This is a genomic window from Anabaena sp. AL09 (genome assembly GCF_001672255.1).
Taxonomy (GTDB): Bacteria; Cyanobacteriota; Cyanobacteriia; order Cyanobacteriales; family Nostocaceae; genus Dolichospermum; species Dolichospermum lemmermannii.
The window spans coordinates 15,850-31,373 of record NZ_LJOQ01000096.1 but is presented as its reverse complement, the minus strand read 5'-3'; the positions used below and the strand labels follow the sequence as shown (position 1 = coordinate 31,373).

Here is a 15,524-nt window from a genome sequence, read left to right as displayed (position 1 = left end):
GCTCTGCCTCCAATCCCAGAATACAAGCCACTTTACCCGATTTTATCCTGGTACTTGAGGCAGAGCCTCATCAACTGCATTCCTAGTCAGAGACTAGGAACGAGAAAGAACAGAGAGAAAAATATTTTATATAAACTACTTGACGACGCGCCCTGACTGGTTTGCGGTAGTTGATGTCCCCAGGTTGTATGCACAAAAAGAACTGCGGCTGAGTTATGTAGTTTGGCAAGAAGGCGTTAATCCTTTTGTAGTGGTAGAATTTATTTCACCAGGAACAGAAAAAGAAGATTTAGGGAAAACGTTACGAGATGCTAGTCAACCTCCAACTAAGTGGGAAGTTTACGAACGAGTTTTAAGAGTACCCTATTATCTAGTTTTTGACCGTTACACTGACCAGTTAAGAGCATTTCAGTTACAGGGAAGTAGTTATGCTGAATTGAAAATTAATCAACCGCGTGTATGGCTAAATGATATTGAATTAGGTTTGGGATTGTGGCAAGGTGTCTATGAAGGCATTGAACGGCAGTGGTTACGCTGGTATGATGCTTCAGGTAACTGGGTTCTCACACCGGCAGAACGGGAAAGAAAACAAGGGGAGAAAGAAAGAAGACGTGCAGAAAGATTAGCAGCACAATTACGCGCTCTTGGTGTTGAACCTGATTTTGGTGATGATGAAGAAGGCTAAATGATAGATAATGGTTTGCGTTTGGGTTGGTTAATTAACCCCCAAAATCAACAAGTGGAAATCTACCGACTAGGAAAACCTGTAGAAATTGTCCAATTTCCTGCTGTACTTTCTGGAGAAGAGGTTTTACGATCAAAAAAATTACCCACCCCGCGAAGGGAATAGGTAATTTTTTCAGCATTAAATAACTAAAAGATTTTAGCGAAATTCAGCTTAATAGCGACCGCCGCCGCCGCCACGGTTACCACCGCCGCCGCCGTAGCCACCGCGATTACCACCACCACCACCACCAGGACCTCTATCTTCCTTGGGTTTGGCCTTGTTCACTTTCAGAAGACGACCCATCCATTCAGCACCATCAAGGGACTCAATAGCGGCGGTTTCTTCAGCTTCAGTACCCATTTCCACAAAACCGAAGCCGCGCAAGCGACCTGTCTCACGGTCAGTAGGAAGTTGAACACGTTTTACAGTACCATAGTCTGCAAAAACAGCACTGAGAGCATCTTGTGTAACTTCGTAAGAGAGGTTACCCACGTAAATTGACATAGAATATTTCCAAAATCATAAGAATGTAGAGATTTAGATTTCGGAGAAAAGTCTGTAAATACCAAAAGGGAAAGCCTGTCAATACTAACCACAAACATTACCGCCGAATTAATTCCCACTTTCTAATGATTACACAAAAAATGATAATTGTGGAAAGAAGTTAAAAAAATGTTGTAAAAAGTCATATTTGTTGTTTATGAGCAGTCAATATTGGAAATTTCCCCCTATTTCTCGCACTTCAGCCGCAATGCTTCAATTTATATCCGCTTCTGTAAGCATCAACTGATTCTTAGTTGTTCATTGACATAAAAAAACAATGCTTTGCCGGGGAATATATTTACTACCAATGAGTTTAAATTTGATTCGGTTAAGCTAAATATCCATCTTGTGGCTGAGGATAATCAGCATTTTCTGAGTTAGCATTCATTAAAGGTAGTCTAAAGGTGAAAGTAGCTCCCTGTCCCAGACCAGAACTATCAGCTTGAATAGTGCCACCATGCAGTTCTGCTAAATTACGGGCAATTGCCAACCCCAACCCCAAGCCACCGAATTCTCTAGTAGTTGAGCTATCTTCTTGACGAAAGTAATCAAATATGTATGGTAAAAATTCTGAGCTGATTCCTTTACCTGTGTCACTGACTGTAATTTGAGCATCAAAGCCAACACACTCTAGCCTCACTTCTATTTGCCCACCATGAGGTGTAAATTTGACAGCGTTGGACAACAAATTCCACACGATTTGTTGCAATCGGACTGGATCACCAGCAACTAGACCAATATTTGCTGCAATAATAGTTTGAATCTGAATTTTTTTAGTTTTGGGTGCTAAAAACAGTGTTTCTGAAACTGCTGAAATTATAGTAGCAAGATTAACTGAAGAAACTTTCAAAGTCCCTTTACCCTGATAAATCCTGGACATATCGAGCAAATCATTAATTAAGTAAACCTGTAATTTGGCATTACGCTCAATAATACTTAGAGCTTTATCCGTTTCTTCTGGCTTTAATTTACCTTTTTTGAGTAAACTAGCCCAACCGAGTATAGAGTTCAGTGGTGTCCGCAATTCGTGGGATACAACCGCCAAAAATTCATCTTTGATGCGGTTAGCAGCTTCTGATTGTTTGCGAGCAGCTTGTTCTTGTTTCAATATATCATTCCGCTCTTTAATTGCAGCTTGCTGTTTAGTGATGTCATGGGAGCAGCCAACTATATGAGTAATGTTGCCATGGTTGTCCCGGATGACCGAAAGCCGCAAGTTGATATAAACAATATCTCCTGATTTCGCACGACAGGCAGCCACCTCTACCTCATGACGACCCTTTGCCAATAGGGTTGACATTATGTTTGTTTCGAGTTCAACTGGATCTACGTAGAGAATGCTCACACTCTGCCCAATCATTTCCGCCGCTGTATACCCATAATAGTTCTCTGCACCGAGATTCCAACTTTGAATAATGCCATTGATATCAGTAGTAATGACAGCATCGTGAATTTCTTCGAGGATCTGGGCTTGAAATTTTAAAATGGCTTCTGCTTGCTTCCGTTTAGCTTCATTAAGTTTAGCTTCAGTAATATCGCGTCCCTCTGAAATCAGCATAACTACTTCACCGGCATCATTCCTTAGGGGTCGGATGGAGAAATCTATGGTGAGGATTTGATTATCTATTCCCTGTACTTCTACCTCGTAGGAAATAAATTCACCTTGGGCAGCACGAGCGATCGCTTGCTTTAACTGATCCTGCGTTGCCTGGGAAATTTGCCAACAATAAATTTCCCAAATGGGACAGTTTACCACCTCTGCCAGTTGCAACCCAGTAAATTTCAATGCTGCTTGGTTGAGTTCCAAGACCATCCCCTCTAGGTCAAGTAGCCCTGTAAATTGATATCTTTGATTGAAGATAGCGCGATATTTACTTTCACTGGCTGCCAGTTCCTCAGTCCGTTTCTGTACCTTTTTCTCTAAAGAGGCATTGAGTTTTCGCAAATTTCGATATAATTCTGCTTGCTCGATGGGAATATAAAGGGTTTGCATATTCTTCATCATGCGGGTTTTCTCTAATACCTCATGAATGGCGCGGCACAACCCTTGGGGAGTGATTTTATCCTTAACAATGTAGTCCTGAACACCGTTCTCCATTGCTTGCACAGCAATTTCTTCATCTCTTATTCCTGTTAAAATAATCACTGGAATCTGTGGACTACTGAGTTGTAGCTGCAACTGGTTGAGAAATTCCAACCCATTCATATCTTGTAGTTGATAGTCTAGAAGAATTAAATCTGGCTGGCTTTCCGCTAGTTTGGTTAATCCTTCTAATCCTGATTTAGCCTCAGTTATCTGATATGTAGCCAACGTATCCTGACGTAAAAAGCGGCTATATAATACCCTATCTACTGGGGAATCTTCTAAAAACAGGATTTGGTAATGGGCTTGAGCCATAGTTTTTCTTTTCAGTGCTTTTGATTCATTTTGCAGTCACGAAGTAAGAGTAGCATTGAACCCAAAATTCGCGCTAGGTAAAATTTTACCAAAATATTAACTCATACTATGCACTAATATATATATATATATATATATATATATATTAGTGAAAGCATTAAAGACGCAGATTTAAACAAGTATTGTGTGTGCAGTAACTGAAAATTATCGGAAATTTATCTACCAATAAGTTAAACATCAATCGCCAAAACGCGTACCAAAAAACCCCACTTATCTGCTGCTTCTTCAATAATTTTTGCTGTCGGTTTACCTGCACCATGTCCTGCTTTTATTTCAATTCTAATTAATACAGGTGCATCACTACTATGGGCTGCTTGTAAAGCCGCTGCAAATTTAAAACTGTGGGCAGGAACAACACGATCATCATGATCTGCGGTAATAATTAACGTAGCCGGATAAGCTGTTCCCGGCTTTAAATTATGCAAAGGTGAATAAGCATACAAATTTGTAAATTCTGCCGCATTTTCTGAAGAACCATATTCAGCTACCCAAGCCCAACCAATAGTAAATTTATGGAAACGCAACATATCCATAACACCCACTGCGGGTAAGGCTGCACCAAACAAATCAGGGCGTTGAGTCATACAAGCACCCACCAATAAACCGCCGTTACTACCTCCACCAATTGCTAGTTTTGCAGGTTTAGTGTAATTATTAGCAATTAACCATTCAGCAGCAGTAATAAAATCATCAAAAACGTTTTGTTTTTTCTCTTTCATTCCTGCTTGATGCCATTCTTCCCCATATTCACCACCACCCCGCAAATTAGGAACAGCATACACTCCCCCCATTTCTAGCCATATTAATAAACTCACAGAAAAACTTGGTGTTAATGAGATATTAAAACCACCATATCCATAGAGATAAGTGGGATTATTACCATCTAATTTAATTCCTTTTTTGTGGGTAATAAACATTGGCACTTTTGTACCATCTTTACTTTCATAAAAAACCTGTTTCGTCTCATATTCATCAGCATTGAAATCTACTTTTGGCTGCCGGAAAATTTCACTTTTACCCGTTTTCATGTCGTAACAGTAAATAGTTCCGGGAGTAGTAAAGCTGGTGAAACTATAAAATGTTTCTGTATCATGCCGTTTACCACCAAATCCACTTGCTGAACCAATTCCGGGTAATTCTACTTCTCGAATAAAATTCCCTTTGAGATCAAATATCTTGATTTGGCTATGGGCATCTTGCAGATAATCAGCGACAAATTGATTATTCAGAATACCAACACTTTTTAATGTTTCTACAGATTGGGGAATAATTTCCTGACAATTTTCTGAAGTTGGTTTTTTAGTATCAATGGCAATAACTCTGCCTTTTGGGGCATTTAAATCTGTGCGGAAGTAGAAAATATGATCATCATTATCAATAAAGCTATAATCGGCTGCAAATTGGTTAATTAGTTCGATAATTTCAGAATTTAGATTTGTTAAATCTTTATAAAAAACTAAGTTTTTGGAGTCAGTTCCTAGCCAGATTGAAATTATCAAATATTTGCCATCTTCGGTGACGTTACCACCAAAACCCCATTCTTTTTCATCAGAACGATGATAAATTAAAATATCTTCTGATTGCTGTGTACCAAGTTTGTGATAGTATAATTTTTGGTAATAATTTACATCTTCTAATTTGGTTTTTTCATTTGGTTCATCATAACGACTGTAGAAAAAACCTTGATGATCATGAGTCCAAGCAGCACCAGAAAATTTAATCCATTGTAAATGATCTTGTAGATCTTCACCTGTGGCAATATCTCTCACTTTCCATTCTTGCCAATCTGAACCAGAACTAGATAAACCATAAGCTAAAAGTTGACCATTTTCACTGATAGCAATTCCTGAAAGGGCAACTGTACCATCTTCTGAAAGTTGATTAGGGTCAAGTAATACTCTTGGTTCTGATTCTAAGGTTGGGAGAGTGTAGAGAACACTTTGATTTTGCAGTCCATCATTTTTGAAATAAAAGTAACTTTCACCTTCTTTAAAGGGAGTTCCATATTTTTCATAATCCCAAAGTTTGGTGAGACGCTGTTTTATTTTTTCCCTAGCAGAAATTTCATTTAAGTAGCTAAAGGTAACTTGATTTTGGGCTTCTACCCAAGCTTTTGTTTCTTCCGTATCCGGGTCTTCTAAGGCGCGGTAAGGGTCTGCAACCACAGTTCCGTGATAATTATCTATTTGATCACTTTTGCTAATGGTGGGATAGGTCAGGGGTTGTTTAGAGTTAGACATAAATTCAGGATAGATGGACTGTTATCTCTATCCTATAGCAATCAATTACCAGATTCAGATCCCCGACTTCTCTAAGAAGTCGGGGATCTTTAAAGATTAAGTAACGTTTTCCTTTATTCCATTTCATTAAACGTATCTTTAAGAACAGAACGCGCTGCTAAATGATTACGAGTAGAAGTGAGAATTTCCGCTTCTCGTTCTAAACGAGCAACTGTATCCTGTATTTCTAATAATGCTTGCTGTTCGGGAGCGACACCATAGAGATTACTAGCTATCCAATAAGATAGTTCTGTGGGTAAATCTGGTAAATCATTTGGTAGTTCAATCTCTTGTTCTGTTAACTTGGCAGAAAGACGCACAACATCCCGCAATAGTTGTTCTACCTCAGATGCTAAAGGACGTAAATCTTTAGCTGGGGGTTGATCTTCAATCCATTCTACCAAACCGACGCGATAGGGCTTTTCGCGGACATATTCTAAAACCCGAAATCTTTGCTGTCCTAAAGCTAATAGCTTGATTCTGTCATCAGGTAGCCGTTGATAATGGAGAATTTCCGCACAACAACCCACATTAGCAATTGTCCCCTTTGTGGGATCAATCATCAATACCCCAAATCGGCGATCGCTCTCCAAAATCGTATTCATCATGATTCTGTAGCGAAATTCAAAGATATGTAAAGGTAATGGTCTAGTTGGGAATAGAACCACTTCAGGTAATGGGAATAGAGGTAGTTCACGCACTGCAATTTTAGAAGAAGATGTCATGGTTAGTTGAGTATAAATTTTATTCTTAAAATATATTGTTCCCTATTTTTCCCGCACTTGGTTGATATTTTATCATTAAGAAAAGAACAGATCCCCGACTTTTCTAAAAAGTCGGGGATCTTATTTATTGACAAATGACAAGTTTACAATTTGACTTCAATATCTACACCAGAAGGTAAATCTAGCTTCATGAGTGCATCAATGGTTTTAGAAGAAGGCTGGTAAATGTCAATAATCCGGCGATGGGTGCGGGTTTCAAAGTGTTCGCGGGAATCTTTATCTACGTGAGGCGATCGCAGTACGCAATATATCTTGCGCTTGGTGGGTAAAGGAATCGGTCCGATAGCTGTAGCGTTGGTACGGTTAGCTGTTTCAACAATCTTCTCGCAAGATGTATCTAACAAACGGCGGTCAAATGCCTTTAAACGAATTCTAATCTTCTGCTGCTGTAGAGTTGCCATTTTTAGTTTTCCAGGTTCGGTAAATTTTAGACTTTAGATTTTAGATTTTTAGATGTTAAATTCCATCCCAAATCTGAAATTTAAAATTGTTTATGGGAATAGAAAGGAGCAGAGATTATATAATTCATCTCTACTCCTTTTGAATGAGAGCAAAAAGGTGAGTGTTATTTCAAGATTTTAGCGACAACGCCAGCACCAATAGTCCGGCCACCTTCACGAATAGCGAAGCGCATACCTTGTTCAATAGCGATCGCATTGATCAATACTACTGTTACCTTGATGTTATCGCCAGGCATAACCATTTCCACATTTCCACCTTCCCTATCGGTAAAGGCTTGGATTGTTCCAGTTACATCAGTTGTCCGCACATAGAACTGAGGGCGATAACCTGCGAAAAATGGTGTTTTCCGACCACCTTCTTTCTCTGTTAAAACGTAAACTTCGCCTTCAAACTCAGTGTGAGGTTTAATTGTACCAGGTTTGGCAATTACCATACCCCGCTCAATGTCTTCTTTTTTGAGACCACGCAGTAGTACACCTGCATTATCCCCAGCCATACCTTGATCAAGGCTCTTCTTGAACATTTCGATCCCAGTGACTGCGGTAGTCTTGGTATCTCTGATGCCGACTAGCTCAACTGTATCGCCAACCTTAACGATACCGCGTTCGATCCGTCCAGTAGCCACAGTCCCACGACCTGTGATGGTGAACACATCTTCCACAGCCATCAAGAATGGTTTATCCACATCCCTTTCAGGAGTAGGAATAGAAGCATCTACAGCATCCATCAACTCATAGATTTTGTCTACCCACTCATTTTCACCGCGCTGAGTTTTGGGATTAGCAATCATTGCTTCCAGAGCTTTCAGACCCGAACCCTTGATAATGGGAATATCATCACCGGGGAAATCATACTGGGTGAGTAGTTCCCGCAGTTCCAGTTCTACCAATTCCATCAACTCTTCATCGTCCATCATGTCTTGTTTGTTCAAGAACACGACAAGACTAGGAACACCGACTTGTTTTGCCAAGAGGATGTGTTCACGAGTTTGGGGCATAGGACCATCCGTAGCCGCAACTACTAAGATGCCTCCATCCATTTGTGCCGCACCAGTGATCATGTTTTTCACATAGTCAGCGTGTCCAGGACAATCTACGTGAGCATAGTGACGACTATTGGTTTCGTACTCAACGTGAGCAGTATTGATTGTAATACCCCGAGCTTTTTCTTCCGGTGCATTATCAATTTGGTCGTAACCTTTACCCACCGCTTGACCATTAGCGGCCAAGGTCATGGTAATAGCTGCTGTTAAAGTAGTTTTGCCGTGGTCAACGTGACCAACAGTACCGATATTAACGTGAGGTTTAGTTCTTTCAAACTTTGCGCGTGCCATGAATAATCGTTTCCTTTTTTAATTAAGCGTTCCCTTTACTTTTTGAGATGATTCCCTCAGCTACGCTGCGAGGCACCTCTTCGTAGGTACTAAATTCCATCGTAAAGATACCCCGACCTTGGGTTTTCGACCGGATATCAGTAGCATAACCAAACATGGTTGCCAGTGGAACTTTCGATACCACCTTCGCCAGCCCATTATCAGTGCTTTGGCTTTCAATCTGTCCCCGGCGGGCGATTAAGTCACCAATAATGTTCCCGATATAGTCTTCAGGTACTTCAACTTCAACTTTCATCATCGGCTCTAAGATGACAGGAGAGGCCTTTGATGCTGCCTCTTTCATAGCCATAGAACCGGCAATTTTGAAAGCCATTTCTGAAGAGTCTACGTCGTGATAAGAACCATGTATCAAGGTGGCTTTGACATCAATGAGTGGATATCCAGCTAAAATACCAGATTCACAACATTCTTTCATGCCCTGTTCTGCCGGTCCTACGTACTCTTTGGGAACAATCCCACCGACAATTTTAGAAACAAAGACAAAACCTGTTCCTGGTTCACCTGGTTCTAAATTGATCACTACGTGACCGTACTGACCCTTACCACCACTCTGACGGATAAATTTACCATCAATTTTGGTAACAGCTTTGCGAATTGTTTCCCGGTAAGCTACCTGTGGCTGACCCACATTGGCTTCTACCTTAAATTCGCGTAACATTCGGTCTACCAGAATTTCTAAGTGCAATTCTCCCATGCCCGCAATCACGGTTTGGTTGGTTTCCGGATCAACACGCACACGGAAGGTGGGGTCTTCTTCGGAAAGAGATTGCAGTGCTTTGGAAAGCTTATCCATGTCGTTCTTGGTTTTGGGTTCAACCGCTACCGAGATCACAGGTTCAGGAATAAATAGGGATTCCAAAATTACTGGTGAGCCTTCATCACAAAGGGTATCACCTGTCAAAGTATCTTTCAATCCTAAAGCAGCACCTAAATCACCCGCCCGTAGTTCATCTACGTCTTGTCGGTCATCTGCTTTCATTAGCACTAACCGAGAGATCCGTTCTTTTTTATTCTTGCTGACGTTAAGAACGTAACTACCTTTCTTCAGCACACCAGAATAAACACGAACGAAGGTGAGGCGACCGTAAGGATCAGCCATAATCTTAAATGCCAAAGCTGATAATGGTTCGTTATCATCAGCATGACGTTCTACGGGATCACCGTTGAGCAGTGTGCCTTGAATTGGTGGCACTTCCAGTGGTGATGGTAGATAATCTATCACCGCATCCAACATCAATTGCACGCCTTTGTTCTTAAAGGCTGAACCGCAAAGCACTGGGACTATTGTTCCAGCAATTGTTCCTTTGCGGAGGGCAGTACAGATTTCTGCTTCTGTCAGTTCTTCGCCCTCGAAGTACTTATTCATCAGCACATCACTAGTTTCTGATACTGCTTCTACCAACTTGATGCGGTATTCGGCGGCTTTTTCGGCTAGTTCAGCGGGAATTTCTACTGTTTGGATATCAGTTCCTTGATCGTTTGTATACATATATGCACACATTTTCACCAAGTCAACGATACCTTTGAATTCAGTTTCACTACCGATAGGCAGTTGAATAGCAATGGCGTTAGCCCGCAAACGATCGACCATCTGGTCATGCACTCTATAGAAGTTCGCACCGGTGCGATCCATCTTGTTAATAAAGGCAATGCGAGGGACTTTATAGCGGTCCGCTTGTCGCCATACTGTTTCTGATTGGGGTTGAACACCACCTACGGAACAAAATACAGCGATTACACCATCTAATACTCGCATGGAACGCTCAACTTCAATGGTGAAGTCCACGTGACCGGGAGTATCAATAATGTTAATTTGATGATCATTCCAACTGGTACTAATGGCAGCAGCAGTGATGGTAATTCCCCGCTCCCGTTCTTGTTCCATCCAGTCTGTAACGGCTGTTCCTTCGTGAACTTCGCCGATTTTATGAATGATCCCAGAGTAGAATAATATTCTCTCTGTTGTCGTTGTTTTGCCCGCATCTATATGCGCCGCAATACCGATATTGCGTACTTTCTCTAGCGGGTTCGTGCGTACCACAGTTACCTCCTATCGTTGTCGCCTCATGATATCTTGTATATTACTCTTTGTTAAGATTCTATACTTTTACGGAAAACCGTATTTTTTTGTTAGCCTAGCCAGACGGTTGCCAATCTTTGAGCATTAGCCATAAATTCTCCGATATACCGCACATGAGAAGACGATATATCGTTTTTCTACTTAGTAACGATAATGTGCAAATGCCTTGTTTGCTTCCGCCATCCGGTGCGTTTCTTCGCGCTTACGAATAGCACTGCCCGTTTCATTCGCTGCATCCATTAATTCATTAGCCAATCTTCCGGCCATGGTTCTACCTGGACGTTGGCGAGAATACTGAACTAACCACCGCAATGCTAGGGTAGTACCGCGATCTGTACGCACTTCCATTGGTACTTGGTAAGTTGCTCCACCAACGCGGCGAGCTTTAACTTCTACTAATGGTGTCGCATTACGCACCGCTTTTTCAAAAGTTTCTAATGGACTTCCACCAGTACGTTCTTCAATAGTTTTCAAAGCGTCATAAACTATTCTTGCGGCAATTGATTTTTTGCCATGACGCATGATCCGGCGCATCATCATGCTGATAAGGCGACTATTATACACTGAGTCAGGCGGGACTGTGCGCCTTTGACTAACACCACGACGAGACATACTTCATCCTTGAATACGGAATTTGACCACGAAATTATATGCTATCAGAACACAGGAGACTAAAAGCGGTTTAATTAGCCGCTGATTTTTCCTGTGTTTTCCTTTATGGCTTGAGCCATGCTATCGCTATCAGTTGAGAGGAGGCTGAATTAATTCACTTATTATCTGCTACCAGACACAGAAGACGACAACGTAATCAACTTTAAAATTTAGATTAAAGTGCTGTTATCGTTTACAAGATTATCTTTTCCAAACTCATACAACTTGTTTTTATGCCAGATCCAGTTTGATTTTCTGAAAAAAAATTCGTTACTGCTGGTTTATTACGCAGTTTGCAGGTAGGACGATTAACCGTATTTAACGCGATTAACCGCCACTTACCTATTTTTTACCTGCTTTTGGGAGCTTAGTTCCATATTTGGAACGGCCTTGTTTGCGGTCTTTAACTCCGGCTGTATCTAATGTGCCACGAATAATGTGGTATCTAACTCCGGGCAAGTCTTTGACCCGACCACCACGAATCATAACTACGGAGTGTTCTTGTAAGTTATGACCGATACCTGGGATGTAAGCTGTTACTTCAAATCCAGAGGTAAGTCTTACCCTGGCTACCTTGCGGAGTGCTGAGTTAGGCTTTTTAGGTGTAGTTGTGTATACTCTGGTGCAAACGCCTCGCCGTTGCGGGCATTGCTTCAGAGCAGGGGACTTGGTTTTCTGACGCGCTAGTTCGCGCTCACTACGTATTAGCTGCTGTATTGTTGGCATGAGTTACAGCGCGTGAAGCTGCTTTATGATCTAAGTTTTAACAAATCCTGATTATATCTTTTTTTTTGATTTTCTGTCAATCATTTTTGGGAGGGAACAGGGGAAGTTGGGGAAGTTGGGGAAGTTGGGGAAGTTGGGGAAGTTGGGGAAGTTGGGGGAGTAGAGGAAGTTGGGGAAGTTGGGGAAGTTGGGGAAGTTGGGGAAGTTGGGGAAGTTGGGGAAGTTGGGGAAGTTGGGGAAGTTGGGGAAGTTGGGGGGGAGAAAGAATTTTCCCAATGACCAATGACCAATGACCAATGACTACTGACCAATGACCAATGACCAATGACTACTGACTAATAGAGAAAGAATTGCCACAGTTACAGGTGGATATTGCTTGGGGATTATGAAAGCGAAAACCGCCACCTGTCAAATCTTCTGAATAATCTAGTGATAACCCAGTGATGTAATTTAGGCTTTCTGGGTCTATAACTACGCGAATATCATGCAACTCTAAAACCTGATCTTGAGATTGTACTGTTGTATCAAAAGCCAGATCGTAAAACAAATCAGCACAACCTCCAGATTTGACTCGCAAGCGAAATAAGGTATCTGATGGTTGTTTAGATTTTAAGCGCCCGATTTCATTAATGGCTGTTGGACTGAAATGAATCATGGTCAGTTGTTAGTAGGGGCGAAGCATTTGGAAGATAAATTATCGGTCATTGCCAAAAATAGTTCTCCAAATGCTTCGCCCGTACAGTGGTCAGTTGTAAAAGAATATTTCTCTCCCCTGCCCCCTGCCCCCTGCCTACTTTTCCGAACGGGCATAATCATCTTGATAGCGAATAATATCATCTTCTCCGAGATATTCGCCATTTTGGACTTCAATCAAAATTAAGGGAATTACACCGGGATTTTCTAACCGATGAGTTGTACATTGGGGAACATAAGTAGATTGATTATTGCTTAGTAAAATTTCTTGATCACCACAAACTACCTTAGCTGTACCGGAAACAACAATCCAGTGTTCACTGCGGTGGTGGTGCATTTGTAAACTGAGGCGATGTCCGGGCTTGACTTCAATTCGCTTAATTTTATATCCACGCCCTTCTTCCAAGACTGTGAACGAACCCCACGGACGTAATTCACCAGCAGCAATACTTCTAGAATTAATTGTTGGTTGCAGAGTGAGAGTATTTGGGGCAGTTTCTGATAATTTAGCCATAGTTACCTCAGTTGGAGACATAACAAACCTGTTTTTAGTGGGAACAGTTGATGGAAAAGGGGGCCAGATTTAGCCACTTTGATAAAGATAGCAAAACTCACCATTGACTGGTAAAGTCCCTTGCTTAAAGTAATATGTCCACACAAAGTCTTCATGAAAAAAATAATGGATTATTCTCAAGTTCAAAATCGAGAAATCACAAAATCTAAATTTTTGTTAGGGACTAGGAGCTTTTGGTGATATAAAAATCCCAATCCCATTGTGAACACGAGCCGCTGTATTGGGGGAACGGTCAAGTAACTGACCACCTAAATAAAGACTGGTAGAACTACCACCATCTAAATTTAAAGCATTGATACAACCCATTGTTTGCATTAATTTTGCTTGTTCCTCCAAGGTTGGACCACCACCACCAGCCCGATTATGTACAGCAGCAATCATCAGATTACCTCTGGAAGTAGTACAAATACTGCTACGAACTGCTTGACCTTTCATAAAAGCAGGGCTGAATGTTTCTGCTGGTCCGTCCAGGACTATTTGCCGATTTTGGACTAATAGGGGACCTGCACCAATAATGTGGGGGTAGCGACTAAATTCAGGTGTGGTGGTGTTGCTGGTAAGGGAAACTTTTGTCCCCATGGGTAATTGTGGTGTCTGATTGCGGAAGATGAGGAGATAACCATTTTGGGGAATGGGAATAGCAGTTATACCACTTTTATCACCTGCTAACTGATTAATTACTTGATTGTTTTCGACAACTACGATAATTTCATTATCAGCTAAAGGTGTATAAGTATTTCCCCATATTGGAGTATAACGGGCAATACCGCGTTGGACATAGCCAGTATTAAGTAAGGAAATGGGTAAACGTTGATTATTGTTGGTAATTAAGGTTTCTGTGAGGGTGAGGCGACCAAAATAGAATTGTCCGTTATTATTCCAAGCGATCGCTCCCCGGTTGAGAATTGGACCGGATATCCATTGATTATCTCGCCGAATTGCCCCTAAAGGTAATTTATTATTGCGGTTAAAATAACCACCATTAATTGCGGCTACTGCTAAGTAATTTTGAGCAGTTAGCAACAAAGGGGCAGTCCCAGTTAATGTTTGCGGATTAGTTAATATAGGCTTAATGCTTAATCCTATAGCACGAGGGTTAATATCTAGCCAAACCACAGGAAAGCGATCTGTTCCTAAAGTTACCAACTGCTGTCGCCATTGTAATCCCTGCGCCCAAGCAATAGTTTTTTCTACCATTGCATCAGGTTGAATATCAATAACTAAGCGATTTGGTTGGGGAATAGTGCTAACTTGTAGAGACTGACCAAAGGGAACGCTCAACCGGACAATTGTTTGATTATTCACCATTTCCACTTTTTGAATTATTGATGCGGGAATAGGCGGTGTAGTGGGTTGAGAGTTATAGCGTTGTATTAAAGCCGGATCAGCAGTACCATCTAGGGTGAGAGTCCATTCTCGATTGGGTGGTGTGGTAGATTTAGGGATAATCTCATCAGGATCTACTACTTTTTTAACTGGTAATTCTTGTCGAATTTGCCAAGGAGTCGCTATATCTAAATCGAGGACAACTCTATCTCCTTTTGGTTGTTTACCGAGACGGATATTTTTCAGTTGAGAAGGGGGAGTAGAAATTACTAAAGTGCTACCATTAGCTTGAATTTGCCATTTAGCTGTTTGGGCTAATTGAGTAATATCTAAATAGCGATATCCTTCGCTGAGATTAGTATTGAGAATGGGGGGATTTGTCAAGCCAGAAAACCACTGTACTGGTTGTTTGCCAGGATTACTACTATTGAGTAAATCTATCCCCATTAATTGCTTAACTGCGCCATCACTCAGATAAGTTTGTCCTTTAACGGTGGTTGCTGTTGGTTGTAACCATGCTCCTGGTAAGGTGCGTCCATTGAGAATAATTTGATTACCAGCACTAACGGCACTGGGAACGGGAGTTGGTAAACTAGGAGTATTTTCAGCAAATACCCTATAAGTAGCAGTCAAACACAGCGCTGTTGACAGTAGCGGTAACACAGAATTGAGTATTTTCAGAATCATAAAACCTCGCGGTAAGCGGGAAACTCAGTGGCTTGGCTCCCTGAGAGGGAAGGGACACGAGCGGTTTTAACCGCAGTGGTATTTTATGCTAAAATGAGATTGTGAGTAGGAATAACTATCTACGTGTTGAAACATCCTAG

Annotated in this window: 13 protein-coding genes and 2 pseudogenes; 2 read left to right on the top strand and 13 right to left on the bottom strand. The window is 41.3% G+C overall.

All coding sequences use genetic code 11. From position 1 onward, the window contains the following. Positions 1-148 precede the first annotated feature (148 nt). Positions 149-685: pseudogene (locus tag AN490_RS19500) on the top strand (Uma2 family endonuclease); the annotation flags it as partial. Between the two features lie 3 nt (positions 686-688). Then, positions 689-850 (top strand): annotated as a pseudogene (locus AN490_RS19495) (Uma2 family endonuclease); the annotation flags it as partial. A gap of 48 nt (positions 851-898) precedes the next feature. Here AN490_RS19495 and AN490_RS19490 read toward each other — a convergent pair. The 13 genes from AN490_RS19490 to AN490_RS19430 form a co-directional block, all read right to left on the bottom strand. Beyond that, the gene (locus tag AN490_RS19490; RefSeq protein ID WP_300006541.1) at positions 899-1,231 is read right to left on the bottom strand and encodes an RNA-binding protein; all 333 of its coding nucleotides are present in this window, start codon (positions 1,229-1,231) and stop codon (positions 899-901) included. A 367-nt stretch (positions 1,232-1,598) separates the two neighbouring features. Further along, entirely contained in the window at positions 1,599-3,668 is a 2,070-nt protein-coding gene (locus tag AN490_RS19485) for a PAS domain S-box protein (protein WP_300006540.1), read from the bottom strand. 230 nt (positions 3,669-3,898) lie between these two features. Then, positions 3,899-5,968, bottom strand: coding sequence for a prolyl oligopeptidase family serine peptidase (locus AN490_RS19480; RefSeq protein ID WP_300006539.1), 2,070 nt, complete (start codon positions 5,966-5,968; stop codon positions 3,899-3,901). A 113-nt stretch (positions 5,969-6,081) separates the two neighbouring features. Further along, complete coding sequence (locus tag AN490_RS19475; RefSeq protein WP_015078098.1) at positions 6,082-6,732, bottom strand: LON peptidase substrate-binding domain-containing protein; 651 nt, start codon at positions 6,730-6,732, stop codon at positions 6,082-6,084. A gap of 143 nt (positions 6,733-6,875) precedes the next feature. Beyond that, entirely contained in the window at positions 6,876-7,193 is a 318-nt protein-coding gene (gene rpsJ, locus AN490_RS19470) for a 30S ribosomal protein S10 (RefSeq protein ID WP_015078100.1), read from the bottom strand. A 164-nt stretch (positions 7,194-7,357) separates the two neighbouring features. Next, positions 7,358-8,587: an elongation factor Tu gene (gene tuf / locus AN490_RS19465; protein WP_300006538.1), complete on the bottom strand. Its 1,230-nt coding sequence runs from the start codon at positions 8,585-8,587 to the stop codon at positions 7,358-7,360. A 22-nt stretch (positions 8,588-8,609) separates the two neighbouring features. Beyond that, positions 8,610-10,688 (bottom strand): elongation factor G, encoded by a 2,079-nt coding sequence (gene fusA, locus AN490_RS19460; RefSeq protein WP_300006537.1) that lies wholly within the window; start codon positions 10,686-10,688, stop codon positions 8,610-8,612. A 180-nt stretch (positions 10,689-10,868) separates the two neighbouring features. Beyond that, complete coding sequence (gene rpsG / locus AN490_RS19455) at positions 10,869-11,339, bottom strand: 30S ribosomal protein S7 (protein WP_015078103.1); 471 nt, start codon at positions 11,337-11,339, stop codon at positions 10,869-10,871. A 381-nt stretch (positions 11,340-11,720) separates the two neighbouring features. Continuing rightward, a complete protein-coding gene (gene rpsL / locus AN490_RS19450; RefSeq protein ID WP_015078104.1) occupies positions 11,721-12,104 on the bottom strand; it encodes a 30S ribosomal protein S12 in 384 nt (127 codons plus the stop codon). Between the two features lie 76 nt (positions 12,105-12,180). Further along, on the bottom strand, positions 12,181-12,429 hold the full coding sequence (locus AN490_RS19445; RefSeq protein ID WP_300006536.1) for a hypothetical protein: 249 nt from the start codon (positions 12,427-12,429) through the stop codon (positions 12,181-12,183). 3 nt (positions 12,430-12,432) lie between these two features. Beyond that, a complete protein-coding gene (locus AN490_RS19440) occupies positions 12,433-12,759 on the bottom strand; it encodes an iron-sulfur cluster assembly accessory protein (protein WP_300006535.1) in 327 nt (108 codons plus the stop codon). 135 nt (positions 12,760-12,894) lie between these two features. Then, positions 12,895-13,311 carry a cupin domain-containing protein gene (locus AN490_RS19435; RefSeq protein ID WP_148766981.1) on the bottom strand — a complete coding sequence of 139 codons (417 nt, stop codon included), beginning with the start codon at positions 13,309-13,311 and terminating at the stop codon, positions 12,895-12,897. Positions 13,312-13,527: 216 nt separating this feature from the next. Continuing rightward, positions 13,528-15,384, bottom strand: a complete 1,857-nt coding sequence (locus AN490_RS19430; RefSeq protein ID WP_300006534.1) for a phosphodiester glycosidase family protein — start codon at positions 15,382-15,384, stop codon at positions 13,528-13,530. Between the last annotated feature and the right edge of the window lie 140 nt (positions 15,385-15,524).